Origin of the sequence: Collinsella sp. TF06-26 (genome assembly GCF_002232035.1) — a bacterium.
GTDB lineage: Bacteria > Actinomycetota > Coriobacteriia > Coriobacteriales > Coriobacteriaceae > Collinsella.
Map to the genome: position 1 here is coordinate 24,236 of NZ_NKXR01000009.1, position 24,899 is coordinate 49,134.

A 24,899-nucleotide genomic window follows, 5' to 3' on the forward strand; every position below is an offset into this window, starting at 1 on the left:
CCTCGTCTTGCGCCTAGTTGGAGCTGGGCAGCGTGGCAGGGGCCTCGGCGCCCAGCTTTTTGCCAAAGGCTTCGAGCAGGCGGCTCGCCACGAGTGTCAGGATCAGGTAGACCACGAGCGCCACGCAGTAGACCTCCATCTGGCGGTAGTACACGCCGGCGACCGTGGTAGTAGCGTACATAAGGTCGAACACGCCGATGACCGAGAGCACCGACGAGTCCTTAATGTTGATGATGAGCTCGTTGGTGAGCGCCGGAATCGCGTTTTTAATGCCTTGGGGGAACACGACTTTGCGCATGGCCTGCCACTGCGACAGGCCCAGCGAGCGCGCTGCCTCGGCCTGGCCGGGATCGATGGACTCGATGCCGCCGCGCAGGACCTCCATCATGTAGGCGGTGGAGTTGAGCGAGATGGTGACGAGGCCGGCGGTGAAGGTACTCCAGATCTGGTTGGCCTGAGCGGTCTCGAAGCCCATGCCGCGCAAAACGGTAAAGCCCGCGTAATAGATGAGCAGGCCCTGGACCATCATGGGCGTGCCGCGCACGATGGTGGAGTAGATGGTCGCAAAGCCGCGGCCGATACTCTTAAAGAAGCGCACCAGGTCGTTGTCCACGCGGTCAAAGGTCTGAATACGCAGGAACACAAAGAGCAGCGCCAGGAAGAATGCGATGACGGTACCGAAGGTCGCAAGCGCGATGGTGATCTCGATACCGCGGATAAAGAAGTCGCCACTCTTGTAGGTCATGTAGACCAAGCTCGACAAAAAGTCGCTGGGGTTGGAATCCGAGACAATGCTCACCTGCACCAGGTCGATAAACGACATGACGCAGCGGTCGATAAAGAAGATCGCCGCGATAGCGACCACAACATAGCTACCCAGGCGCGCGCCGCGGCGGAAACGCTCGGATGCGAACGGCGACTTTTCGCGATAGTCACTCCAGTGCATAAGCTTGGTGACAAGCGCCGCTGCCGACACGACAATCCAGGCCCAAAGAATCGCCCAAAGGCAATCCTGGAAGATACCGGTGGGGGCTAAGAAGCTCAGCGGTGTGGGGTTGCGCTGGCTAAACGCCAGGCCGAGCGCCGCGATGACGCTCGTGCCCAGGTATACATAACGGTGGTCGGCCTTGATAAAGGAGGCCAGACGGTTGATGGCTTTCATGCTGCCTCCCTATGCCGGCTGACGGTCGAGGCACGCGTCCCACATTTGGTCGCGCTCCTCTTGGCTAATGCCCTTGAGTGTCTTGTCGATGAGCTTAAGCAGTTTGTCCGAGCCCTTGCGGCAACCGACATTTGCCGTGACCTCCTGCTTAAAGCCCTCGCCCTCGGCAAAGTGGATGGGGACGATACCGGGATTTTGGGCCATATAGCCCTTTTCGTTCTCAGTGTTGTAGGTCACGGCGTCGCACGTGCCCTGCAGCAGATTCGAGAACACCGTGGGGACCGAATCGACCGGGTTCTTGTGCACAACGCCCGGAATCTCGTCGATGACGGTATCGAGCATGGTGTCCTTTTGGCCGAGCACCGTGGCACCGCTGAAGTCGCTGAGCTTGGTGGCGTTTTGGTAGGGCGAGCCCTCTTTTACGAACAGGCCAAAGTAGCCAATGAAGTACGGGTCGGAAAAGCCGACGGACTCCTCGCGCTCGGGCGTGGCGCTCATGCCGGCGATGATGAGGTCAATCTGGCCGTTGTTGAGCGAGTCGATAAGGCCCGAGAAGCTCTGCTTGACGGCAACGGGCTCGCCGCCGAGAGCCTTGCAGACGATCTTGGCGATCTGCACGTCGTAGCCATCGGCGTAGGCTCCCTGCACGTTATCGATGGGGATCGTGACCTCGCTGGCCTCGGAAACCTGCCAGTTGTACGGGGCGTAGGCCGCCTCCATGCCAATGCGGATCTTATCCTTGCCGATCACAGAATCGGACAGGTCATCGCGACCGCCGCCCGTCGTGGGCTGGACCACCTTGAGTGTGGACGGACGCTGGCAGCCGGCAAGCGCGCCGGCGACAACGGTTGCGCTCGCAGCGAGGGCGCTACCCAAGAAGATGCGACGACTGCACACCGGCTGGGCCTGCGCGTCGCGCTGTAGTCGAGGTTGCATCTGATGCCTTCCTGTTTTGCTTTGCTGACAATAAGACAGGATATACGCCCGCAACCAGCAACGCGGCATGTGCGCGAAAAATTAATAGACACACAGTAGTCGTTTAAGAACATCCCCAATGGCTACCTACCAAAAAGCCTCCCTGCCGGATGTGGCAGGGAGGCTTAGCGGGCAGGAAGGGACAAAGGGACTGTCCCTTTGTCACATCTAGAGCAAGGTGACGCTAAAGCTACGTTTATCGGTAGCGCCCGGTGCCAACGTGATGGTGTTGACCTTGTGCTCAAAGACATCGTCCTCGGTGTCCATGGTGGTGTGGCCGGTCCAGGGCTCGAGCGCCACAAACGGAGCGTCGTTGGCGGCAGACCACACGCCGATGTACTTAAAGCCCTCAAAGTCGATCTTGACGCCGTGGCCCGACTTGCGGCCGCGCAGCGTGAGCGTGGAGCCCGGAGTATCGGTGAACATGATGGCATCGTTATCGAAGCTGCGGTGCGTGATGGGCAGCACGTCCGAGTTATCGGGAGCCTTGTAGCTACCCTCGAACGTCATGAGACCGTCGGGCGTGATGATGGGAGCCTCGTTCGTCCAGGCCTCGGTAAACGCCAGCTCGTAATCCTCGAATACCTCGTCCTCGGCACCGGGGGCGGGCACGTTAAATGCGGGGTGGCCGCCCACCGAGAACGGCAGGTCCACGTCGCCGGTGTTCGTAACGGCAAAGGTCTGGGTAAGCGTGGCGTCGCCGGTCAGGGCATAGGTCATGTTGAGCTTAAAGTGGAACGGGAACGCCTTGAGCGACTCGGGCGTGTCAGTGATCTCGTACGTTACCGAGGAGCCGTCCTCCGAAACCTCGACCAACTTGTGCTCGACGATGCGAGCGAGTCCGTGGCGCGGCATCTCGCAGGTGCCGGCCGCAGATGTCGCCATGTTGTTGCGCAGCGATCCCACGATGGGGAACAGGATAGGCGCATGCTTGCCCCAAAAGGCCGGGTCGCCCTGCCACAGATACTCGTTGCCGTTGAGGGCAAGGCTCGTGAGCTGGGCACCCATGGAATCGATGGCCGCGGTGAGGCCGCCGCGCTTGATGGTAGTGACGGTGGACATGCTACTTCCTCCAATAGTAAACAACGGTGTCGAGGGCTATTGTCCCACTCTTGGCGGCGGGGTTGAGCGACAGGTGCAGTTATTGAGCAATAGCGTAAAGGTCAAACCCGCCCTGCGGCGTGCTATCGACCGTATCGGGCGCCTGTGAATTAAAACTCACCGGAACCATGCGCTTTGAGGCACGGTAACGCGTGCCGTCGGTGGCGACGGGCGGCTCATCGACCGTGAGCTCGTAGTCGCCGGGCTTGAGCTCGATGCCGTCACCTTCGGAATTGACGTATTGGTACTCGTCGATCGCTTGCCCCTTGAGCGTGCGACCCACGATATGGACGAGCATCTGGCTGTCGCCGCGCGCGGTGTCCCACGTCGCGCCGTCCTTGACTTCGACCGATACATGCACCGAGCGCGTGCGGCTGAGCGATTGTTCGACGGACATCTCGACCTTGGCGGCGTCTTTTCGTTGTTGTTCAACATGGCTCCAGACGTTTCCAATTACCGAGCATGCGATAACGCCGGCCATGAAGGCGATGAGGATGGGGCCGAGCGGAGAGCGACGGCCCGCGTCCTCCTCGCGAGCCAGGTCGGGGCGACGTGTGGGCGCGGGTGCCTGGGCACCCTGCGCGGGCACGTCGAGTATGCTGAAGGATGCCGTGCTGCCGGGGTCGATGTTATGGCGCGGCTGTGGGGTCTTTGCCGGCGAGATCGACATATCAGCCGGCTCGCCGAGCGTGGCCGTGGCATCGGCCTTCGCCTCGTCGGCCTCGGCCTGGGCCCAGGCCTGTTCAAAGGTCAGGGACTCGGCGGCATCGGAGGCGGCGTCAGGCTCGACAGCGGTATCGTTGCCGGTCTCGTCCTCGTCGCTCGACATGTCACACGGCGCGGGCTCGTCCCACTCTTCGTCCGGAGCCTCGCCCTCGCTATACCACCATTCAAAGTTATCGATATCCATACGGGGCGCCCCTTAGGCCTCGCAAATAAAACACTTGCTAGCCTTATACCCCCAGATGGCACGGCGGCTCGCATGGAATGTGACAAAGGGACTATCCCTTTGTCACATTTTGCGTTTAGCCGTGGGCGATCTTGTTTCTCAGCAAGAAGTCGACCGCCCCTACGATTCTGATGCCGTCGATGTCTGTTGGATGCTCACCATCCCTGACGATCAGGATCTTCTCGTACGAATCAGGGATTTTTCCCAGCGTGTTTAGTTTGAGCGGTCGCAGCTCGCGCTCTCTGGTCGCCTCGGCATCGATCCGTTCGGTAACCTGGATATATTTACGGTCCGATCCCTCGCCGATTGCGACAAAGTCGATTTCCCCCGCGCGCAGATGGCCGCAAAACACTTCGTATCCTTCAAAGACAAGCTGGTTGTAGATAACGTTCTCGAGCATCCTTCCGCTATCGCTGCCTCTATATCCGTCAAGATAGCTGCGGATTCCCGTATCGGCTATGTAATATTTACCGCCTGTCTTGAGAAGCTCCCGCCCCTTGACGTCATACCTTTTTACCTTGGTAAACAGGTACGTCTCTTCCAGAGCGTCAATATACGCCGACACCGTCAGTGCGTTGGTCTTACCGCCCGATGATTCGTTGAGCGTCCCTACGATTTTGTTGACCGAGGTTTGATTGGAGATGTTGTCTGCCAGATACGCACAGAGCCGCTCGAGAACGTCGCGCTTGGTGATAGCTCCGCGACCTCTACGCGTCGCGCGCAATAGGATATCGCGCGCGACAATCGTCTGATAGAGGCTGCGGATGTAGTCGCGGCACGGTTCGCGTCTCGGCTCGTCATGAGCCAGAAACGGCATGCCGCCATAGGTTATGTACTGCTCGAGCACGGTGTTTGAATTAAGGCGATCGCCCGTCTTGGAAACGAGCTCGGCCCTCTCGCCGAGCCCTTCGGCGACGACCGCATCAATCGAGCGAAAATCAAGATACTCGCCAAACGTGAGCGGCTGCATCTTGACCTCGATATACCGGCCCGAGATAAGCGTTGCAAGCTCGCTCGATAGCAAAAAGGCATTGGAGCCCGTGACATAGATATCGCACGGCAAATCAATTCGAAGCGAGTTAACCGCCTTTTCCCAGCCCTCGACATTCTGGAGCTCGTCAAAGAATAGATAGGGGCGATCGACACCGTCAACGCGCTCCCGAACCATGCGATAAAACGTCAGGTAATCTGTAATCCCCGCATACTCTAGAGATTCCATCTTAAAGGTCAGCAAACGCTCGGCCGGCACCCCCTGTTGCGCCAGGTGCTCCCTCATCATGTCCAATAACGTGGATTTGCCGCAACGGCGTATACCCGTCACGATTTTGATGAGGTCGGTATCCTGAAAAGCAATGAGTCGATCGAGATAGCGGCTTCGGCGAACGATGTTCATAGAGTCTCCCTAGCGCCCGTCCAGACATGAAAACTTATAAACTTGCATTATTTGCAAGTTTATAAGATGCCACCTTAGAAACTTGCAGATTTTGCATGTTTCTAAGAAATGGACGTGGCTGTGACAAAGGGACTGTCCCTTTGTCACATTGCGAGGGTGACGGGGATTTGGATGCAGCAGAAGTCCTCTTGGTGGGACTCGTCGTAGCTCGTGGTATCGAGGTAGCAAAAGTCGAAGGCGTTGCCAATGGGCAGGAGCGCGTGCTTGTCCATGCAGGCAACGATGGCGCGGATGCCCTCAGGCTCGTACGGCATACCCCAGCGGCTCATGCACAGATACGTGCCTGCGGGCAGCACCTCGATGCCAATCTCTGCCAGCTCGGCGGGATCGCTCGGCAGCAGCTCCTCGGCACCGCGCGGCAGCACGGCAAAGGAGCCGGCGCCGGCAATAGGGTCGTCGGAATGCAGCGCCTCGCGACGCAGCATGGCGCCCCAGCCGCGCATGGGGCGCGTGCCCGTCAACGTACGCATGCGCAGAATCGCCCGCATGAGCGTGGGGTGAAGCATCGAGCGGCCGCGCTCGATATCGCCCGGAAACTCCTCAAAGACCACGTAGCGGCGCTCAAACTGTTTGAGCTCCGGCTTGCCCTCGCGCTCGCGCCAGTAAACCGCCTCGTCGTAAAAGCTCAGACGCTCCTGCACACTCGCGCGCTCGGCTTTGAGCCCGGCGATCTGTTCATCGAGCGCCTGCACCCGCGAGCGCAGGTGATCGGTCATCTCGCCAATGTCGAACGTCGAGGTCAGGCGGTCAATCTCGTCGAGTTCGAGCCCCAGGTCGCGCAGCATGCAGATCAGACGCATGAGCGGGATCTGCGTGGGCGAATAGAAACGGTAGCCTTTTTCGTTAACCACGGCGGGCTTAAACAGGCCGATCTTGTCGTAGTAGATGAGCGTTTGGCGCGAAACGTTAAACAAGCTCGCCATCTCGCTAATCGCATACATGCCCGTCTGCATAGATCCTCCCGACACACCAAAGCCCGCCGCCCACAGGGGCAGCGGGCTTAAACACTATTCGTATCCTACCCTAAAGACGCCTATGACCAGCGCTTATAGTTTGCACATGGCACGCCGACGGCCTCGAGCGCCTTGGCGGCGATGTGATGCACCGCGTCATCGAGCGTGGCGGGGCCGTTGTAAAACGTGAGCATAGGCGGCATGAGCATGATGCCGGGCACGCGCGCCAGGCGCGCCATGTTATCGACGTGAATGGCGCTGAAGGGCGTCTCGCGCACCATGAGCACCAGGCGGCGCTGCTCTTTCATCTGCACGTCGGCCGCGCGCAGCAGCAGGTTTTCGCTGTAGCCGCTCGCGATGCCGGCGAGGGTCTTCATGGAGCAGGGCGCCACGATCATGCCGTCGACCGGATAGGTTCCGCTTGCGATGGCGGCGCCGATGTTTTTGTTGTCGTAGACCACATCGGCATAGCACGCAAACTCGTCGAGCGTCATGCCGAGCTCCTGCTCGATGGTGATCTCTCCCCCGCGTGTGACGACAAGCGCCGACTCGGCGCCAGCCTGACGCAGGCATTTGAGACACTCAAGACCCAGCGCGGCACCGCTGGCGCCAGACACGCCAACAACAATGCGACGGGGACGGACAGAAGGCTCAGGCATGACAACTCCTTGACTACTTGGTAGGGCTTACCAGCAACAACAAAATGGCGGCTATAGGTCGGGCAATGTCAGCGAGCGCGCGCCTGGCGAGACAAGGTGCCCCGAAACAAGAAGGCATAGGGCTTATGCCCATGCCTTCGCAGCTGAGGGGCAGATTGTCCGCCAGGCGCGGGCGCAGCGTCGACCGGTGCGGCGTTTGTTAAAACGCCGCAATCTCCCTAGCCCATTTGTCCTTGTCGATTTCCATGAACTGCGAGCGGATGAAGTTCTTCTTAAGGTTGAACGGGACCGTGCAGTCGAAGATGGCCTTGCAGGCGATGCCGTGCTCGCGGATCGTGGGATCGAACGCGGGATCGTTGGACGGGTCGAGCACGTGGCAGTGGCAGCCGGGAATGGTGATGAGGTCCACGTCGGCCTGGAAGCGCGTGGTCATGGCCCACATCACGTCGCTCATGTCGAAGATGTCGACATCCTCGTCGACCAGGATCACGTGCTTGAGCTCGGAGAACGCCGAGAAGGCGAGCATGGCGGCGTTGCGCTGGCGGCCCTCGTCATTTTTGCTCGACTTCTTGAACTGCATGATAGCAACGAACTTGCCGCCGCCGCAGGGAGCGGCGTGGACGTTGAGCAGGCGGCCCGGGATAGCGGTCTCGACCATCTTGTAGATGGAAGCCTCGGTGGGGATACCGGCCATGGAAACGTGCTCGTGCGAAGGTCCGATGCAGCTCTCCATAATGGGGTTGACGCGCGTGGTGACGGCGGTGATCTTGATCACCGGGCATACCTTGGCGCCGCCGGTGTAGCCGGGGAACTCGGGCATGGCGTAGCCGTGGCCGTTGACGTCCTCGTTGATGGTCTCGTCGTGCATGAGGTAGCCCTCGAGCACGTACTCGGCATTGGCAATGCACTTTTGCGGAACGGTGACGCAGTCGGCAAGCTCGACAGCGTGGCCGCGCAGGGCGCCGGCGATCTGCAGCTCGTTAAAGCCGAGCGGCGTGGTGGGAGCCTCGAAGCCGCAGCACATGTACACGGCGGGGTCCAGGCCGATGGAGATGGAAATGGGCATGTCCTCGCCGCGCTGGCAGTACTCGTCAAAGAAAGCGCCAAGGTGACGGCTGCCCGGGGTGATCCACATGGCGAGCTTGTCCTTGTCGACGCAGGAGAAGCGGTGGATGGTCACGTCGGACTGAGAGCCGTCGGGGCTCGTGCCATAGGCGAGACCCATGGTGATGTAGGGGCCGCCGTCGACGGGCGTGTTGGTGGGAGCGGGGACGATCCTGCGCAGGTCAAAGCCCTCGTCGTTCGCCTTGTACACAACCTCCTGGCAGTCGATGTGCGCGCCCTCGGCGATCTGCTTGGGCGCGATCAGGTTCTCGAAGCGCTTGCCGATCTCGAGGCCCAGGTGCTCCTCGTCCAGGTCGAGCAGGGCGGCAACGCGCTTGCGGCTGGCAAGCATGCCGATGCAGACCTTGGCATCGTCAAAGCCCTTGACGTTGTTGAAGACCATCGCCGGACCCTCTTTGGTCGGACGCATAACGGTACCGCCGGCACCGACGTGGCGATAGACGCCCGAGACCTCGGCGTCCGGGTCGACCTGGGTGTCGGTCTCGAGCAGCTGGCCCGGCATCTCGCGCAAAAAGTCGAGTGCGGAGCGCAGGTCGTGGATCTGGGAAGCATCGGTAGTGGACATAGCGTGCTCCTTTCGGGAGAGTGCCCGGCGACGGGAGTGCCGCCGGGCTGGGTAACGTAGTGGGGCCGCAGCGCTTATAGATTGAGCGCTTGGCAACTCGCGGTTCAAGCACTCGGCTGTTTGCAGCCCAAGCGCTCGGCCGCTTACATCAGGCCAAAGAGATGGAACCAGGCGGCCTCGACCAGCACGACGATAAAGACGACCGCGGTGAGGGGAATACCCATGCGCATGGCCTCTTTGGAGGTGTAGCCGCCGGCGTCCTTGCCCTCGCCGATAAGGATCGGCAGGTTGTGGAACGGCAGGATGTAGTGGATGTTGATGGACGTGAAGACGATGAGCGCCACGGCAAGCGGGCTTACGCTGGAGCCGGCCGCGAAGCTGATGAACGCCGGCACGCACACACCGAGCACGGCCATGACCGAGCCCATGAACATGTGGATGATCATGGAGAGCGCGGCGACGAGCAGGGCGAACAGGAAGATGTTCTCGGGCACGGAGCTGGGAAGCACGACGTCGGCGATCCAGGCGTTCATGCCGGTGGCGCCGCCCACGGAACCCACGGCCATGGCGGCCGTCAGGAACATGAGGGACTTGATGTCGACAGCGTTCCAGCTGGCAGGAGTGAGAACCTCGCCGATGATGGGCATGGCGAGCGCGACACCGATGGCAAGTGTCACCCAGCCGATGTAATCGCCCGAGACGGTAAGCCACAGCGCGATGGCGATGACAAGCCACACGATGGCGCGGATCTCCTTGACGGAGAGCTTGCCGAGCGCGGCCTGCTTGGCCACGATCTGCTCGCGATCGTAAACGAGCTCCTTGCTGGGCTTAAAGAGGAAGAGGCCCAGGAACAGGGTGCACAGCAGCGCGACCAGCATAGGCACGCTCATGTACAGGAACCAGTCGACGAAGGACGGGCTCATGCCGCCGGCCTCGGCGCTGTACTGCGCGACGAGCGGGTTGAGTGTGGAGTCGCCCGTCAGGAAGAACATGGAGCCCGGGGCAGCAGCGGCAAACACGAGGAAGCCGAGCTTACCCTTGTCGTCGTCACCGTAGCCGGCGGACTCGGCGATGACCGAGACGACGGCGAGGATGAGGAAGGCGCGGGGGAACGGATGCGGGATCAGCAGCGACAGCACAAAGGTGAGCGCGAAGATCGAGATGATGAGCGACTTGGCGTCGCGCACGAACTTGAGCATAAACGCATAGGCGATGCGCTCGCCCAGGCCTGACTCCTTGACCGCGCTGGCGATGAGGTAGGCACCAATGACGAGCCACATGGTGGCTTTGGTCCACGAGCTAAACGTGGAGGCGACCGTCGCCGAGATGCTCGCGGCACCCGTGTCGTCCACGCACACCTTGAACAGAACGAGCAGCGCGCAATAGAGCAGGCCCACAAAGCCCGGCTGCGCCACGCCACACGCCCAGAACACCACCGTGGCGAGCGTCAACGCCAGACAGGTCTGACCGCCGACCGTAAGCTCGACCGTCGAGCTCAGCTCCGCCAAAGGAAGAAACTTCACCAGCAAAAAGACAACGATACCCAGCACAAAGCCAATTTCGCGCTTGGTGATCTTAAACGCCTTCTTTTCCGCTTCCATCTCCCCACCTTTCTTGTTGGGGGCGCTCCGGATTCGCAACCACGTTGCCGCTTAAAAAGGGGCGCCCGTTATCGGACGCCCCTTACGTTGCGCTGTGTTGTTGCAATACAGTCAAGCGGGATTTTTTGGATGGGAAGAAAAAAATCCGCGCCATTGATTCCATTGACGAGCTGCGGCTTTCGGCCCCGGCGTTGCCCCGGAGACAAATTGAGCAACAAGGCGCGAAAACCGCACTCATCGAGAGAGGGAGAGGAACAATTAGAGCGTCTTGGCGATTGCCACCAAAATCGAGTAGTACTTATCCTCGGGCGTATCGGTTCGGCTCGTCATGACCACGGGATGAGTCGTGCCGTTGAGCGAACCGGCGCTCTTGAGCTCGGCGAAAAACGTCAGGCTCTTGGTAAAGATGTTGCCGGACGGCAGATCGGGGACAATGAGCACGTCGCATTTACCGGCTGCCGGGTGCGTGACGCCCTTCAGGGCCGCCGCCTCCGGCGAAATGGCGTTATCAAGCGCAAAGGGACCGCCCACGCAAGCGTCGGGCCAATCCATATCGGCAATCGCGCGTGCATCGACCGTACTCGGGATTTTGTCCTTAACGACCTCGAGGGCACTGAGCACGCCAACGTTGGGATGCTCGTAGCCCAGCAGGTGTGCCAAATCTATGGCGTTGCGGGTGATCTGAACCTTTTGGTCCAAATTGGGCGAAATGTTCACGGCGCAGTCAGAAATGACCATCATCTTGTTCTGTGCCGGCCACTCCAAAACCGTCGCCTGCGACAGCAACTTGCCCGGGGGCAGCAGGCCATCCTGCTTATCCAAGATGGCGCGCATGAAGTTCGCCGTCATCATAAGGCCCTTCATGGGAATATCGGCCTCGCCGGAGCGAACCATCGATACCGCCATCTTGCCAGCGGCGAGCTCATCGTCGCATGCGATGATCGTGTATTCGTCCGCATTCTCACCCGCGGCGCTCAGGAGCTCCTGGATTCTGTCGACATCGCCAATGAGCGTAGCCTCGATAACGCCGCGCCGATGCGCATCGACAACGGCGGCGAGACCGTCGGGGTCCTGCGCACATGCCATGGCGATGCGCGCCTTTTTCCCCGATTCGAGCACCGCGCGCTCGATATCGTCAAACGACTTATATACCGTCATCTCCTACCACACCCATTCGGGAACGATTTGCTGGGGCTTAAACTCCTTGAGCTCGATCTGGCCGGAAAGCGCACGGTACGCGTTGGTTCCGAGCGATTCCATCTCGCGCTCTCCGGGCATAACGACCACGGGGGCGATAAAGCCGACGCGCTCGATGATACGGTCGACCAGATACGCGGCGTTGGCCATGCCACCGGTCAGCACAATGGCATCGACCTTGCCACACAGAACAGTCGCGTGGGCGCCGATGTCCTTGGACGCCTGGTAGCACATAGCGTCGAGCGCCTCGGCGACCTTGCTGTCGCCCGCCTCGGCACGGGACACGAGCGCACGGATATCCGTAGTGCCCGTATAGGCCATGAGGCCCGCCTCGCCGTTGAGGTGACGCTTCATCTGCTCGTGCGTAAACTCGCCCGAGTAGCACAGGTCAACCAGGGCCGCGCTGGGAACGCCGCAGCAGCGGTTGTTGGAGAACGCGCCGTCTCCGCCCAGGCCGTCCTGAGCGTCGACCATCAGGCCGCGCTTGTGACTCGCGACGGTAATGCCGCCGCCCATCATGACCATGATCAAGTTCAGGTCCTCGTATGCGCGGCCAATCTTATCGGCGTAGGCACGTGCCATGGCACGGTGGTTAAGGGCCTGAAACTTGCTCTCGCGCTGAATCTCGACCAGACCGGTATAGCGAGCAAGCGGCTCAAACTCATCGGTCGTGGGAAGATCGGTCGTTACGGGCACCGCATGGTCGGAGCGCTCCGTCAGACGGAAGGCGATCTCGACGCCCAGGTGGCTCACGTGCGTTCCCCACAGGCAGCTGCGGGTCTCGGAGCGCATGGCCTGGTTAATGCGGTAGGTGCCGCCCGTCGTCGGCTCGATATTGCCGCCACGGCTGCTGATGGCATCGAGCTCGTCGAGCTCAATACCGTGCTCTTCCATAAAGGCCAGGACAGACTGCTCGCGCAGGTCATACTGTGCCCAAATGTCGGAACCACATGCAGCCAATGCATCGGCATCGTGCGAAAGCGACTCGCGGATCTTGCACTCATCGTTCTCGAAATACGCGATCTTGGTGCTCGTGGAACCCAGATTGATAGCGAGGATCTTGTACGTCTTATCTTCCATAATTAGACCTACGCAGCCTTCTGGGCAGCTGCGGCGCGCTCCTCCTCGCCGCGCTTGGTCGCGGCCTGAATGTTGGCGTCGAGCTTATAGAGCAGCGGCTGAATGCCCTTCTTGCAGATGAACATGGCCACCAGGCCGGCAACAGCGGTAATCGCAAACGCAATGGCAAGCGAAGAATAGTAATCGTTTGCGGTCGGGACCATCGGATAGTACTTGTTGAACAGCTCGAGGATGGGCATGTGGCAGATGAAGAAGTAGAGCGAGTACTCACCGAGCGTGGAGAAGATCTTGTGGTTGAGGACCTTACTCGTGAGGTAATCCTGGTTGGCAATCGCAAATGCGCAGGTGATAACGGCCCAAATATCGATGAACATCTCGGCGGTGCCACGCCAGGTGTTACCGACGACCTCCCAGTACACGAGCGTGCAGAAGAAGAAGAGGTGGACGATAGTGAGGATGGTCTTGCCCTTGTTGGTGAGGACCATGGTGCGAAGACGCTCGTAAGGCTTGTAGCAGACCACGCCGATGCACATACCCCAAACGCCGAAGGCCAGGGCGTTCTCGACGATGCCGCAGAACAGGACGCGGCGGTCGTTCATCTCGAGGCCCTCGTTGAGGCACCAGACGGCGGCGAAGGAAACGACGATAAACGGAGCGATGAAGCCGGTGAAAATGTCCTCGTTCTTGGCAAGCAGGTAGTAAAGGAAGTAGCCGCCCACGAAGATGGCAGAGATGTACCACAGCGGAATGTTCCAAGCGAAGCTGATGCCGAGCTGGCCAAGGATGCCCGTGGCGTCGAGGCCGGCAAACTGCAGGATAGACGACAAGAGGTTGTACATCACGTCAGCGATGCCGCCGAACGACTCGCCGTTGGTGTAGATGAGGTTGCCCATGCTGTGACCGTCGTACTCGGCAAAGACGTTAACGACAAAACCGATGACGACGCCCAGGAAAAGCGCCGGCCAGAGGCCGAGGTAACGGGTCTTAAGGTAGTCGACCGCCTGGGTGCGCGCGGGCTTATTCGTGAGACCGCGACGCTTCTTGCCCTCATAGGACTTCATCATGAAGAAGCCGGTGAAGATCAGGAAGACGCCCAGGATATTACCCTCGGTAAAGAGAATGCCCTCGGCATTCCAGGAATGATCCTGCATAAACGTGAATCGATAGTTGAGCTGGTAGTGTCCCCAAAAGACCGCCAGCGTGGCAAAGAATCGCCAAAAGTCGACCGCATAGTTGCGCTGCTTCTTGGGCTTTGCAATGGCAGTTTCCGCCATCGTTCCCACCTTTCCGTTTTGCTCATAGTTGCGAGCAGTTTCACATTGAGAAATGACCCCGGCCAGGCTGTTTCGTTGATTGTTTCTTTATACGAAACGTCATTTCTTATTACGAACCATTATTTACCATAGATTTCTTGGTATGTGAACGAGAATCCCTTCAACGTAGAATATTTTCTGTGAACGTTGCTTTTTGCTATGATTTGTTTGTTACGCATAGAGAAACGGGTGATTTTATGGCAGAACGGACCTCCGGATCAGACGACAAGTATCTGTTGGGTTCCGTCAATAACACGCTTTCGCTTTTGGACACGCTCGCCGTCAAGGGCCCCATGACGCTCGCCGAGCTCGATCGATCGACGTCCTTTGGCAAAACATCGCTGTTCCGCATGCTGCACACGCTGGAAGTGAACGACTTCATCTGTAAGGATTCCGAGGCACGATACTCGCTGGGGCTTAAGCTGCTCTATCTGGGTAGCTCCGTTATCGCACGACAAGATCTTGCCGATACGGCACGACCCCGGCTGAGAGAGTTTTGCACGGAGCAAGGCCTGTCTACGCACCTGGCAAGGCTCTCGGGCTCTCGAGCCGTCACCATCGACGTCGAGACTCCGCTCCGCGACCTGCAGATCACCGGCCGCGTTGGCATGAGCCCGCGCGCGCACTCGACCGCCATGGGGCGTGCCATTCTCGCGAACCTTCCCGATTCCGAGCGAGAGGAGCACCTGCGCGGCGTTGACTACGTCAGCTATACGAACAGCTCGGTTACAAGCGAAGCGGAGCTCGCCGCACTTCTCGAGCAGGTAAAACGCGACGGTTATGCCTTGGATGTCAACGATCGCTACCCCGGCTTTGGCAGTATCGCCGCACCTATTTTCGATTACCGAGGCACCTGCGTGGCCGCATGCGGCATCGTCGCGCTCTCGCAAACGATTGCCGAGCGCACGGACGAACTGTCACAAGCCGTTATCGCGCTTGCCGCCGATATTTCCGGTGACCTGGGCTACCATCCAGACGCTCAGCAGATGTGACAAAGGGGCCATCCCTTTGTCACATGGCGAGGGCCGTACGGATGGATGGGTCGCCGAGAGCCTCGCGGAGCCAGGGGGCCAGCTGCTCGGGGTGACCCTGCAGGTAGCCTTTGAGCTCGGACGGAGCCACGCGGCGCACTTCCGAGATCTCCTCTTGGTTGATATGCAGCTCGCCCGGCTCAACATGGGCTGCGAACACCTCGCACCATTCGCACTCGCAGCGGCCGTCGCCATGGTCCTCGCGGTACACCACGTGACCGAGGTGCTTGAGCTGATCGGGCCCGCGCGTAACGCCAAGCTCTTCGTTGATGCGACGCGCCGTGGCGGCGGCAACGTCTTCCCCGGGGAGCGGATGGCCGGCGCAGCTGTCGGCCAGCACCCCGCCCCACAGGCGCTTGAGCGGACTGCGACGGCAGAGCAGCAGGCGCGCGCCCTCGCCCCACCCCTCGACCAGAAGCGTCAGAAATGCCTGGTGCAGGACGCCCTCCCCCGTATGGGCTTCGATGCGATCGACGGGGCCAAGCGCCTCGCCGGTCGCGGCATCGACCGCCACGACCTCGGCGCCCGCGCCGCCCTCATCCCAGCCGGCACGCAGAATGCGGGCGGCGTCTTCCTCGAGCGCGGCGATGAGCTCCTTGGTGGTGTCGAGCACGCGCTGCAGGTCGTCCCCGCTCGCCTGTTCAACATGAAAACCCGTGCTTGCAACGACCGGCACGCCAAAGCGCGTGGCCAGCGCCGCCGCGATATCGTGCGCCGGGATCTCGTCTCGATGGCACGGAACGGCCAGGATGCTCACCGTCGCCGTACGGCCGGGCTCGGGACGCGGAATGGCCTGTGCCGTGGCGCCCAGGTGCGCAAACTCCGGCGAGCAGGCGTACACCGCCATGCCTCGCGGCGTCACCGTCAACTGGGCCTCGAGCGCAAACTTGCCCTCGCCCACTACAACCTTTGTCGTGTGCATACCCATGGGATCTCCTGTCGCCCGCAATGTACCTGAGACCATCTTCGCCTGTATTGCGACTATACAGGCAAGCGCAGCCTGCGACAAAGGAGGCAGGCACCTGACACATTCTGTTAGAGTTGCAGGGATTGAATCCCGCTTATTCATGCGACATTGGAGTGACAACCTTGACCGCCGCAACCACGCCTAAAAGTAAGTCAACCGCCGCCGCGCTCTCCCCCGCGCGCACCAGGCTCTGCCTGGCGCTGCTCGTGCTGCTGGGATTCTCGCTCGGCTGCTCCGAGTTCGTGGTCATCGGCATCGAAAGTGACTTGGCGACGGAACTCGGCATATCGCTTGCCGCTGCGGGCCAGCTCATCAGCGTTTTTGCACTGGTCTACGCCATCGCGACGCCGGTGCTTGCGCTCAGCACGGGGCGCTTCCGTCGTTACCAGCTGCTCGTGTGCTACAGCATTATCTTTGTGCTCGGCAATCTGGTCATGGCGTTGGCGCCCAACTTCCAGGTACTGTTTATCTCGCGCATTGTCCTGGGATCCGTCTCGGGCGCACTGCTCGCCGTGGGCGTGACGTACATCCCCGAGCTGCTGTCCCCGCAGCAAACTTCGCTTGCCATCTCGGTCGTGTACGGCGCGTTTTCCGTGGCGATGGTCTTTGTGACCTCGATTGGCAAGTTTGTGGCCGACACGCTCGACTGGCACGTGGCCATGTACGGCACGCTGACCTTTGCCGTTTTGATCTGCGGAGCGCTCGTGGCGTTTATGCCGCGCGCCGGACAGACCGACGAACCCGCTACCTTCCGCGAGCAGGCGGGTCTGCTACGCGAACCGAGCATCATCACCGGCATGCTCATCTTTTTGTTTGGCGTGGGATCGGTCTATGTGTTCTACGGCTACGTGACGCCTTATCTTGAGCAGGTGCTGGGCATGGGCACTGTTCAGGCGAGCACCACGCTTATGGCCTACGGCGTGTTCTGCCTGGTCTCGAACATCTTGGGCGGATGGATCGACGCGCGCTTTGGCATGAAGGCGCTGCTTGTGACGTTTGTGCTGCAAGCTGCGGCGTTACTCGGGCTGTTTGCCGTGGGCGACACCATGCCGCTCGCGCTGGTCTTTGTCTTTAGCCTAGCGCTGCTCATGTACCTGTTCTCGGTGTCATGCATCACGCACTTTATGGACGTGGCGCGCAGCCGCCATCCCAAATCGATGGTACTCGCGAGCTCGGTAGAACCCATGGCGTTTAACGTCGGCATTTCGTTTGGCACCGCAGTGGGCGGCGCCGTGGTGAGCAGCGTTGGCATTGCCTACGTAGGCGCCGTGGGCGCTGCGTTCTCGCTTGTAGCCTGGGCACTTACACTGGTGACGATTAAGCTGGCTCGCTGGGAGCGCCACCGCGGGTAGCGCAATTGCAGCCAAAAGCCGCAGCACCGCCCACCATCTTTTGACCGTGTGGCGTTCGCTCCTGCAGCCATGCAACACGTCGTCTGCCGCCCAAGTCAGCATCTTTCCCGGCGCTATTTAACCACGCAAAACGCATCCTGTTAAGATTATCGCTATCGTTTTTCGCAATCTGAAAATCGATGGAATCGCAGGTAGAGCTTTCGTAGTCTGAAGTGGTCAATCCACACGAAAGGGGTTTACCACATGGACAAGAAAGCAGTTGTAATCGCCGGAGCCGGCAGCACCCACACTCCCGGCATCATCCAGAGCCTGTTGCAGAAGAAAAACGAATTACCGCTGCGCAAACTCGCCCTGTACGACATCGACGAGAAGCGCATGCATCTCGTCTACGACATCATGAAGCAGTTCATCGAGCAGGAAGCTCCTGACATCGAAGTTGTCGTGACGACCGATCCCGAAAAGGCATTCACCGATGTCGACTTCGTCTTCGCGCAAATCCGCCAGGGTGGCCTTCAGATGCGTCGCCAGGACGAGCGCATCCCTCTCAAGTACGGTTGCGTGGGACAGGAAACCTGCGGCGCCGGCGGTTCGATCTCCTATGGCATCAGGTCCATCCCCGGCGTCTTCGACCTCGTACGCTACGCCAAGAAATATAGTCCAGACGCCTGGATCCTCAACTATTCCAACCCCGCCGCAGTTGTCGCCGAGGCCACACGTCGCGAGTTTGGCAACGACCATATCCTTAACATCTGCGATATGCCCACGGCTATCTTGCTCTCGTACTCTAAGATGCTCGGACTTCCCAGCTGGCGCGATATCGACCCCATGTATTTTGGACTCAATCACTTTGGCTGGTTTACCAAAATATACGACAAGCAGGGGCGCGATCGTCTGCCGGAGCTCCGTCAGATGATTCTCGAGCACGGCATGGCCGTGAGCGACAAGCATCACAAGGACAAGGACTGGATGCACACCTGGGGTCAATACGTCAAGATTGTGAAGGACTATCCCGAGTATCTGCCCAACAGCTACCTGCAGTACTACCTGTACTCCAAAGACATGGCAGATGACATGGACCCCAACTGGACGCGCGCCGACAACGTCATCAACGGACGCGAGAAGGAGATGTTTGCCGAGCACGACAAGTACCTGGCAGATCCCGCCAATTACAAGAGCCCCGTACAGAGCTTCACGGTCTTTGGCGACTTTATCGTCGACGCAGCCGCCTCTATCGCCTACAACAAGTGCGAACGTTATCTCGTAATCGTCGAGAATAACGGCGCCATCCCCAATCTGCCCGACGACGCCATGGTCGAGGTCCCCGCCTACCTGCGCTCCTGGGGTCCCGAACCCATCAGCCAGCCTGCTATCCCCACCTTCTACAAGGGGCTTATCGAAGAGCAGAATGCCAGTGAGAAGCTCGCCGTCGACGCATATTACGAGCATTCCTACCAGAAGGCGCTCGAAGCCATCGCAATCAACAAGACCGTCCCTTCGACTACCGTCGCGCGCCAAATCCTCGACGACCTGATCGAAGCGAACGGCGATTATTGGCCGACCCTGTCCTAACTCCCCGCGCATCGAAGGAACATCATGAAAGAAAGCAAGCTCTACAGCGAGTTCCAGAGACTCGGCAAGGTGCTCATGGCGCCGGTCCTCCTCCTGCCCGTTTCCGGCATTTTGGTCGGTCTGGGCTCCGCCCTTTCCAATGCTAACCTCATCTCGCTCTGCCCGTTTTTGGGCACCGAGCCGATGGTGATCTTTAGCACGCTCATCAAAGCAGCCGGCAACGTTATCAATGGTAACATCTCGGTTCTCTTTGCGATCTGCATCGCCTACGGTTACGCCAAGGCCGAGAAGGCGACCGCCGCACTCTCGGGCTTCATCGGCTACATGACCATGAACACGATCATGGGTCAGCTGCTTATCCTGCTGGGCACCATCGATCCCGCCAACCTGCAGACCGGTCAGAACGCCATCCTGGGCGTAACCACACTCGACACCGGCGTATTCGGCGGCATCATCATCGGCTTGGTAGTCGCATGGATCCACAACCGATTCTATAAGGTGCAGCTTCCGCCGGTGCTCGGCATCTTCAACGGCACGCGCTGCGTCCCCGCCCTCACCGTCGTTTTCGCAAGCCTGGTGGGCGTTGCGCTCGCCTTCGTGTTTCCGTTTGTGCAAACCGGCCTAAAGGCCGCCTCGACACTCATCGATTCCACCGGGGTGTTTGGCGCGTTCATCTATGGCTTCTCCGAGCGCATGCTTCTGCCCTTCGGCCTGCATCATTTCATCTACCTGCCGTTTTTCTTCACTTCTCTGGGCGGTAGCATCCAGGTTGACGGCCAGACCGTCGAGGGTGCTGTCAACATCTACAACGCCATGCTCAACACGCCCGGCATGATGTACGACATCGACATCTCAAAATACGTCATGAACGGCAAGGTGCTGTTCGCCATGTGCGGCCTGCCCGCGGCGGCGCTCGCCATCTACCACTGTGCCCGTCCCGAGAATAAAAAGAAGGTCGGCTCCCTCATGATCGCCGCCGTTATTCCGGCCGCCATCATGGGCATAACCGAACCGCTCGAGTACTCCTTCCTCTTTGTAGCGCCCGTACTCTATGTGGTCCACGCCCTGCTGTGCGGCATCGCGTATGTACTCACCTACCTGGTACAGTTCAATGTACCCGGACCTTCCGCCTTCGGCGGACCGCTCCTCTCGTGGATCTTCAACGGCATCATGAACGCCGATAAAGGCTCCAACTGGTTCTGGCTTATTCCGCTCGGCATCGCTTACTTCGGGATTTATTACGTACTGTTCCGCACCTTTATCAAGAAATTTAACCTCAAAACCCCGGGCCGCGAGGATGATGACACGCAGGCAGCGGATGACACGTCGGCCATCGACTCCAAAGCACCTGTCCAGGTAAGCGAGCTCATCCCGCAGATCGTGGAAGCCGTGGGCGGCGCCGATAACATCTCGGGTGTCAACGCTTGCTTCACTCGCCTGAGGCTCAGCCTCAAAGACACCGCCCTGGTCAAGGACGATAGCGTCTTCACCAAAGACCTCGGCGCCAGCGCCATCGTGCACGTTGGCGGCGGTGTTCAGATCGTTTACGGCAATAAAGCTTCTGTCTACAAAGTCGAAATGAGAGAATACTTGGGCATGGAATAAATCCGTCCCATAGCTTCACCACAATGCTCCGGAGATGGCATATCCGCTCCGGGGCATTATTGTTTGGAGTGATTTGAATGTCGATGTACGAGGTCTATTCGAACCTCAGGTCTTGTATCGAAGACGTCGAGAAGGGCGGCAGCCTTGACGCCCACATCGCACTCTACGCCCTTTCCCATCACGACGAGGTCCCAGAGCTCTCAATAGAAGAACTTGCCCGCGCGTGCAATACATCGCCCGCGACCATCTCGCGCTTCTGCAGGCGCGTAAACGGCTCGAGCTTTCGATCGTTCAAAGAGCAAGTTGACGACTTCAACGCTTGGCTCCAGCGTGAGACAACCGAGGCAAGGGCTCATAAGCAAATCGATATACCCTGGTATTTCGATATCGTAGAGACCTCTTTGCTTGAAACAAAACGCCTGCTCACTGAGGATCGACTCGAGCAGGCCGTTGACTGGCTTCTCGATGCGCAAAATGTCTACGTATACGGAAGCTCATTCTCCAATCTCGCCGCCCGCTCACTCTGCGAAAAGCTGAGCCGCGTAAACCGACTGTGCTTTTCATTTGGCTCCGTCAAGGGACAGGAGACGTCGCTCTGTCTGCTCCAACCCGACGATCTAACCATCTTTGTATCGTTCTCAGGGAAGACGAGCCACATCTTCAATCTTTACGTTGAGGCCAAGCGGCGAGGTTGCCGCGTTATTTGGATATCGAGCAACATGGCATTCGATAACAACGGGGCGCGCGAGCTCTTGCTACCCGTGAGCGCGGAGTCACTCAGCGAGTACTCGACCGCCTTGGTTGAGGGCATGAGCCTACAAAGCGCGGTTAACGCTCTGTATATCAGCTGTGCAAATCGACTTCGGGCGCAGCGCTAGCCGCAAACACGCTAGAACCGAAAAAAAACGCACCTCACCGTCGCAAGGCGTCCGAATACACGATAGTCAGCGCCAAAAGAGTGCAGCGAGCACGTCATGTACTTGCCCATTCGCCCCAAAACAGCACAGGTCGGCGCCCGATTGAAGGATCGGGCGCCGACCTGTATTAATCTTGATTGTGTGTTTGAGTCGTTTACTCCATACCCAGCAGCTCGCGCATCTGGGTTGCGTAGTTAGATGCCATGTTGCCGTAGACAATCTGCACGCCGCCGTTGACATGCACGATGCCACGCGCTTCGAGCTTTTCGGTAAACTCGGCGTCATCAACCACCTTGTCACAGTCATTGAGCTGGATGCGCAGACGGGTGAAGCAGGCCTCGACAGACTTAATATTGTTGTCGCCGCCCACTGCCTCAACGATGGCGGGAATGAGGTCGCTAATCACGGTCTTGGGAGCCTTTTCGGCCTCATCGTCGGACTCTTCCTCGCGGCCGGGAGTCTTAAGGTCCTTCTTAAGAATGATGAACTTGAAGACGAAGTAGTACACCACGAAGTAGATGGGGCCGAGGAACAGGATAACCTGCCAGTTGGAGCCCTTGGCTGCACCCATAATGCCGTTAAAGATCAACGACAAGAGCGGGCCGCCGAAGGACGCGGAGCCAGCCACGTTGAACTGCAGGATATAGGTCAGCGCATAGGCAAGACCAGCCATGAGAGCGTGGAACACGTAGAGGATGGGCGCGATAAACAGGAAGGAGTACTCGAGCGGCTCGGTAATGCCGGAGAGGATGCAAGGCACCACGATGGCAATCATGAGCGCTGCGGTCTTCTTCTTATTCTTGGGAAGCGCCGTCTTGTAGAAGGCGAGCGCAGCGCCAGGCAGGCCGAACATGGCGAAGATAACCTTGCCGTTCATGACAAAACGGCTGACCTCGATGTTAAACGGCGTGCTGGGAGAGCCCAGGATCGCGTTGTAGATATTGATAGCGCCCTGAACAGTCTGGCCGTCGATGGTCTCGACGCCACCGAGCGACGTGAAGAAGAACGGCAAATAGACAAAGTGATGCAGGCCAAAAGGCAGGAGCATGCGCTCGCCGGCGCCGTAGACAAATGCACCAAAGGCACCCGTAGTCTTGATGAACTCGGACAGCGCACCGAGAGCGTTCTGAATAAACGGGAAAACAAAGGACATGACCAATGCGAGGATGCTGCATGAGAGCAGCGTCACCGCCGGGATAAAGCGCGTGCCGTTGAAAATGGAGAACACGGCAGGCAGCTCAATCTTGTAGTAACGGTTATGCAACCATGCGACGATTGCGCCCACCAGAAGACCGCCGATAACGCCAGTGTCGAGCGTGGTGATACCGAGGATCGTGCTCTGGCCAGTCGTAAGATTCGCGGGATCGATGACACCAGTCGCCGTAAGGAACGTGCCCATCACGGAGTTCATGCACATGTAGCCCAAAAAGCCACAAAGCGCCGCGGTAGCCTTCTCGGACTTGGCGAAGCCATAGGCGAGACAAATCGAGAAGATAACCGGGATGTTGCTCATGACGATGCCGGCCGCGGCCTTGAGAATCGAAAAGAAAATCGCAAAGCCCGGAGCAGCAAGCCAGGGAACAGCTGCCGTAAGGGTGGGGCTGGTAAAGGCATTGCCAAAGCCCTGAAGGATGCCGGCGATTGGCAGGATCAAGACAGGCGTCATGAGGACTTTGCCCAGGCGCTGGAACTTTGCCAGCAGCTCATCTTTGTTCATGGGATACCCCTCTTAAAGAAACGGGGCGTGCAGCTCTACAGCCCACACGCCCCATAACAGTTATCAAGCGCTATGGAACTAGCTACTTAAGCTCCGGCCAGTAATCCTTATTGGCCTCGATGAGCTTGTCGAGCACTTTGCGAGCCTTCTTGGCGTCACCGACCAGACGATTAAGCGTGAGTGCCTGCAGAGCCTTCTCGTAGGAACCCTCCATCCAAGCCTCAACAGTCAGGCGCTCATAGGCGTACTGGTTCTCCATAAGGCCGCGATAGAAGGTACCGATCTTGCCAACAGCATAGGGCTGCGGGCCATTGGCGCCCACGCTTGCCGCGACCTCGACCATGGCGTCATCGGGCATGCCCTCGATAATGCCGTTGTTGGGCACGATGACAATGAAGGTCTTGTTGGTGTTGCGATAAATGGCCGAGGTGATTTCCACGATCATATCGCCATGAGCGTCGTTTTGCACAACCGAGGAGTTCTTTGCGGTGCCGACTTTGGCAACACGCTCGCACTCGGCGAACACGCGCTTTTCACGACCGTTGATAACCTCGTCGGAGCGAGTGTAGTCGGGGTCGAGGTGAGCGACCTTGTACTCGGGATACAGATAGTACTGCAGATAAGTGTTGGGCAGATAGTCGGGGAAGTCCTCGAGCATGTCCTTGACCATGGCGTAGGTATCAAGCCAGGACTGGTCACGCTGCTCGGCATCGGCAGGAAGGAAGCCGTTCTTCTCCGTGTATTCCTTAATCTGCGGGACGAGGTCATGGCCCTCTTCATCGTAGATGTGCTTGAACCAACCGAAGTGATTGAGGCCGAAGTACACGGGCTCCGTCTTGCTCATATCGCGACCGAGCAGGCGACCGTAAGAGCGCATGAGGTTGACAGGCTGGTCGCAGATGTTGAGGACGCGATGCTCATCGGGCAGGACGCGCTCGAGACCATATGCCACAATAGCAGCCGGGTTGGTGTAGTTGATAATCCACGCCTCCGGGCTATGAGCGCGAACGTCGTTGACGATCTCAACCATGTCATGCATGGAGCGCATACCGTAAGCCATGCCGCCAGGGCCCACCGTTTCCTGGCCGATGATTCCCATATGCAGCGGAATCTTCTCGTCCTTGCTGCGCATCTCGTAGCCGCCGGTACGAATCTGGCAGAGCACAAAGTCAACGTCGGTGTATGCCTCGTCCTTATCGGTGGTGTAACCAAACTCCACACCGGGCTCCTCCTCGGCAAAGAGGATCTTGCCAAACTCGCCGATCGGACGCTGACGCTCGGCATCGATGTCATAGAGCATCACGCGGTTCAGCGGCAGAATGTCCATGTGCTTGGTCAGGGCTTTAAGAATGCCAGGGCACCACGTGGAGCCGCCGCCAACGATCACAATATTGAGCTTATCCTTCATGTTCCGTCCCTCCAGGGTTGGCTGATCGGTGTTCTCGAAGACCTTGGGCTACGCGGTTGTCCTCGGCTTGCTTCGTTTCGATTGATATTTTGCGACATAAGGTCATTTGCGAGTCCCCGTGTGGGCCAATGCGAAACGGGGACACATGATTTCGCTCACGACACAGATATGTGTAGGCAAACACGCGCGTTTGCCCAGTT

20 protein-coding genes are annotated in these 24,899 nt (G+C 59.0%); 5 read left to right on the forward strand and 15 right to left on the reverse strand.

The genetic code is table 11. From position 1 onward, the window contains the following. Positions 1-13: 13 nt before the first annotated feature. The 12 genes from CHY22_RS06305 to CHY22_RS06360 form a co-directional block, all read right to left on the reverse strand. Positions 14-1,162 carry an amino acid ABC transporter permease gene (locus tag CHY22_RS06305; protein ID WP_089573111.1) on the reverse strand — a complete coding sequence of 383 codons (1,149 nt, stop codon included), beginning with the start codon at positions 1,160-1,162 and terminating at the stop codon, positions 14-16. Positions 1,163-1,171: 9 nt separating this feature from the next. Continuing rightward, positions 1,172-2,098, reverse strand: coding sequence for a transporter substrate-binding domain-containing protein (locus CHY22_RS06310; protein WP_089573112.1), 927 nt, complete (start codon positions 2,096-2,098; stop codon positions 1,172-1,174). A gap of 207 nt (positions 2,099-2,305) precedes the next feature. Next, positions 2,306-3,199 (reverse strand): aldose 1-epimerase family protein, encoded by an 894-nt coding sequence (locus CHY22_RS06315; protein WP_089573113.1) that lies wholly within the window; start codon positions 3,197-3,199, stop codon positions 2,306-2,308. 79 nt (positions 3,200-3,278) lie between these two features. After that, positions 3,279-4,148, reverse strand: coding sequence for a hypothetical protein (locus CHY22_RS06320; RefSeq protein WP_089573114.1), 870 nt, complete (start codon positions 4,146-4,148; stop codon positions 3,279-3,281). Between the two features lie 115 nt (positions 4,149-4,263). Further along, positions 4,264-5,580, reverse strand: coding sequence for an ATP-binding protein (locus tag CHY22_RS06325; RefSeq protein WP_233502835.1), 1,317 nt, complete (start codon positions 5,578-5,580; stop codon positions 4,264-4,266). Between the two features lie 143 nt (positions 5,581-5,723). After that, positions 5,724-6,593, reverse strand: coding sequence for a MerR family transcriptional regulator (locus CHY22_RS06330; protein WP_089573115.1), 870 nt, complete (start codon positions 6,591-6,593; stop codon positions 5,724-5,726). A gap of 80 nt (positions 6,594-6,673) precedes the next feature. Continuing rightward, positions 6,674-7,252, reverse strand: a complete 579-nt coding sequence (locus tag CHY22_RS06335) for a UbiX family flavin prenyltransferase (protein ID WP_089573116.1) — start codon at positions 7,250-7,252, stop codon at positions 6,674-6,676. A gap of 199 nt (positions 7,253-7,451) precedes the next feature. Further along, positions 7,452-8,942 (reverse strand): UbiD family decarboxylase, encoded by a 1,491-nt coding sequence (locus CHY22_RS06340; RefSeq protein WP_089573117.1) that lies wholly within the window; start codon positions 8,940-8,942, stop codon positions 7,452-7,454. Positions 8,943-9,085: 143 nt separating this feature from the next. Then, the gene (locus CHY22_RS06345; protein ID WP_199408754.1) at positions 9,086-10,543 is read right to left on the reverse strand and encodes an SLC13 family permease; all 1,458 of its coding nucleotides are present in this window, start codon (positions 10,541-10,543) and stop codon (positions 9,086-9,088) included. Between the two features lie 258 nt (positions 10,544-10,801). Further along, positions 10,802-11,701 carry a phosphate acyltransferase gene (locus CHY22_RS06350; RefSeq protein ID WP_089573118.1) on the reverse strand — a complete coding sequence of 300 codons (900 nt, stop codon included), beginning with the start codon at positions 11,699-11,701 and terminating at the stop codon, positions 10,802-10,804. 3 nt (positions 11,702-11,704) lie between these two features. After that, positions 11,705-12,820 (reverse strand): butyrate kinase, encoded by a 1,116-nt coding sequence (gene buk / locus CHY22_RS06355; protein WP_089573119.1) that lies wholly within the window; start codon positions 12,818-12,820, stop codon positions 11,705-11,707. Between the two features lie 8 nt (positions 12,821-12,828). Beyond that, positions 12,829-14,094 carry an acyltransferase gene (locus CHY22_RS06360; RefSeq protein ID WP_089573120.1) on the reverse strand — a complete coding sequence of 422 codons (1,266 nt, stop codon included), beginning with the start codon at positions 14,092-14,094 and terminating at the stop codon, positions 12,829-12,831. Positions 14,095-14,330: 236 nt separating this feature from the next. Between CHY22_RS06360 and CHY22_RS06365 the strand changes: the two genes are divergently transcribed. Beyond that, positions 14,331-15,125: an IclR family transcriptional regulator gene (locus CHY22_RS06365; RefSeq protein ID WP_089573121.1), complete on the forward strand. Its 795-nt coding sequence runs from the start codon at positions 14,331-14,333 to the stop codon at positions 15,123-15,125. Between the two features lie 19 nt (positions 15,126-15,144). Here the strand turns inward: CHY22_RS06365 and idi are convergent, their stop codons facing one another. Then, positions 15,145-16,092, reverse strand: a complete 948-nt coding sequence (idi, locus tag CHY22_RS06370; protein ID WP_158551173.1) for an isopentenyl-diphosphate Delta-isomerase — start codon at positions 16,090-16,092, stop codon at positions 15,145-15,147. 152 nt (positions 16,093-16,244) lie between these two features. On the opposite strand from idi, the gene CHY22_RS06375 reads away from it, so the two are divergent. The 4 genes from CHY22_RS06375 (at position 16,245) to CHY22_RS06390 (ending at position 21,535) form a co-directional block, all read left to right on the forward strand. Next, positions 16,245-17,483, forward strand: a complete 1,239-nt coding sequence (locus tag CHY22_RS06375) for an MFS transporter (protein ID WP_233502836.1) — start codon at positions 16,245-16,247, stop codon at positions 17,481-17,483. A 243-nt stretch (positions 17,484-17,726) separates the two neighbouring features. Then, on the forward strand, positions 17,727-19,052 hold the full coding sequence (locus CHY22_RS06380) for a 6-phospho-alpha-glucosidase (RefSeq protein ID WP_089573123.1): 1,326 nt from the start codon (positions 17,727-17,729) through the stop codon (positions 19,050-19,052). 24 nt (positions 19,053-19,076) lie between these two features. Then, entirely contained in the window at positions 19,077-20,657 is a 1,581-nt protein-coding gene (locus tag CHY22_RS06385; RefSeq protein ID WP_089573124.1) for a PTS transporter subunit EIIC, read from the forward strand. A 77-nt stretch (positions 20,658-20,734) separates the two neighbouring features. Then, positions 20,735-21,535, forward strand: a complete 801-nt coding sequence (locus CHY22_RS06390) for a MurR/RpiR family transcriptional regulator (RefSeq protein ID WP_089573125.1) — start codon at positions 20,735-20,737, stop codon at positions 21,533-21,535. Between the two features lie 193 nt (positions 21,536-21,728). Here the strand turns inward: CHY22_RS06390 and CHY22_RS06395 are convergent, their stop codons facing one another. Both CHY22_RS06395 and CHY22_RS06400 read right to left on the reverse strand, forming a co-directional pair. Beyond that, on the reverse strand, positions 21,729-23,291 hold the full coding sequence (locus tag CHY22_RS06395; RefSeq protein WP_089573126.1) for a PTS transporter subunit EIIC: 1,563 nt from the start codon (positions 23,289-23,291) through the stop codon (positions 21,729-21,731). Positions 23,292-23,373: 82 nt separating this feature from the next. Further along, entirely contained in the window at positions 23,374-24,699 is a 1,326-nt protein-coding gene (locus CHY22_RS06400; protein ID WP_089573127.1) for a 6-phospho-alpha-glucosidase, read from the reverse strand. Positions 24,700-24,899: the final 200 nt, after the last annotated feature.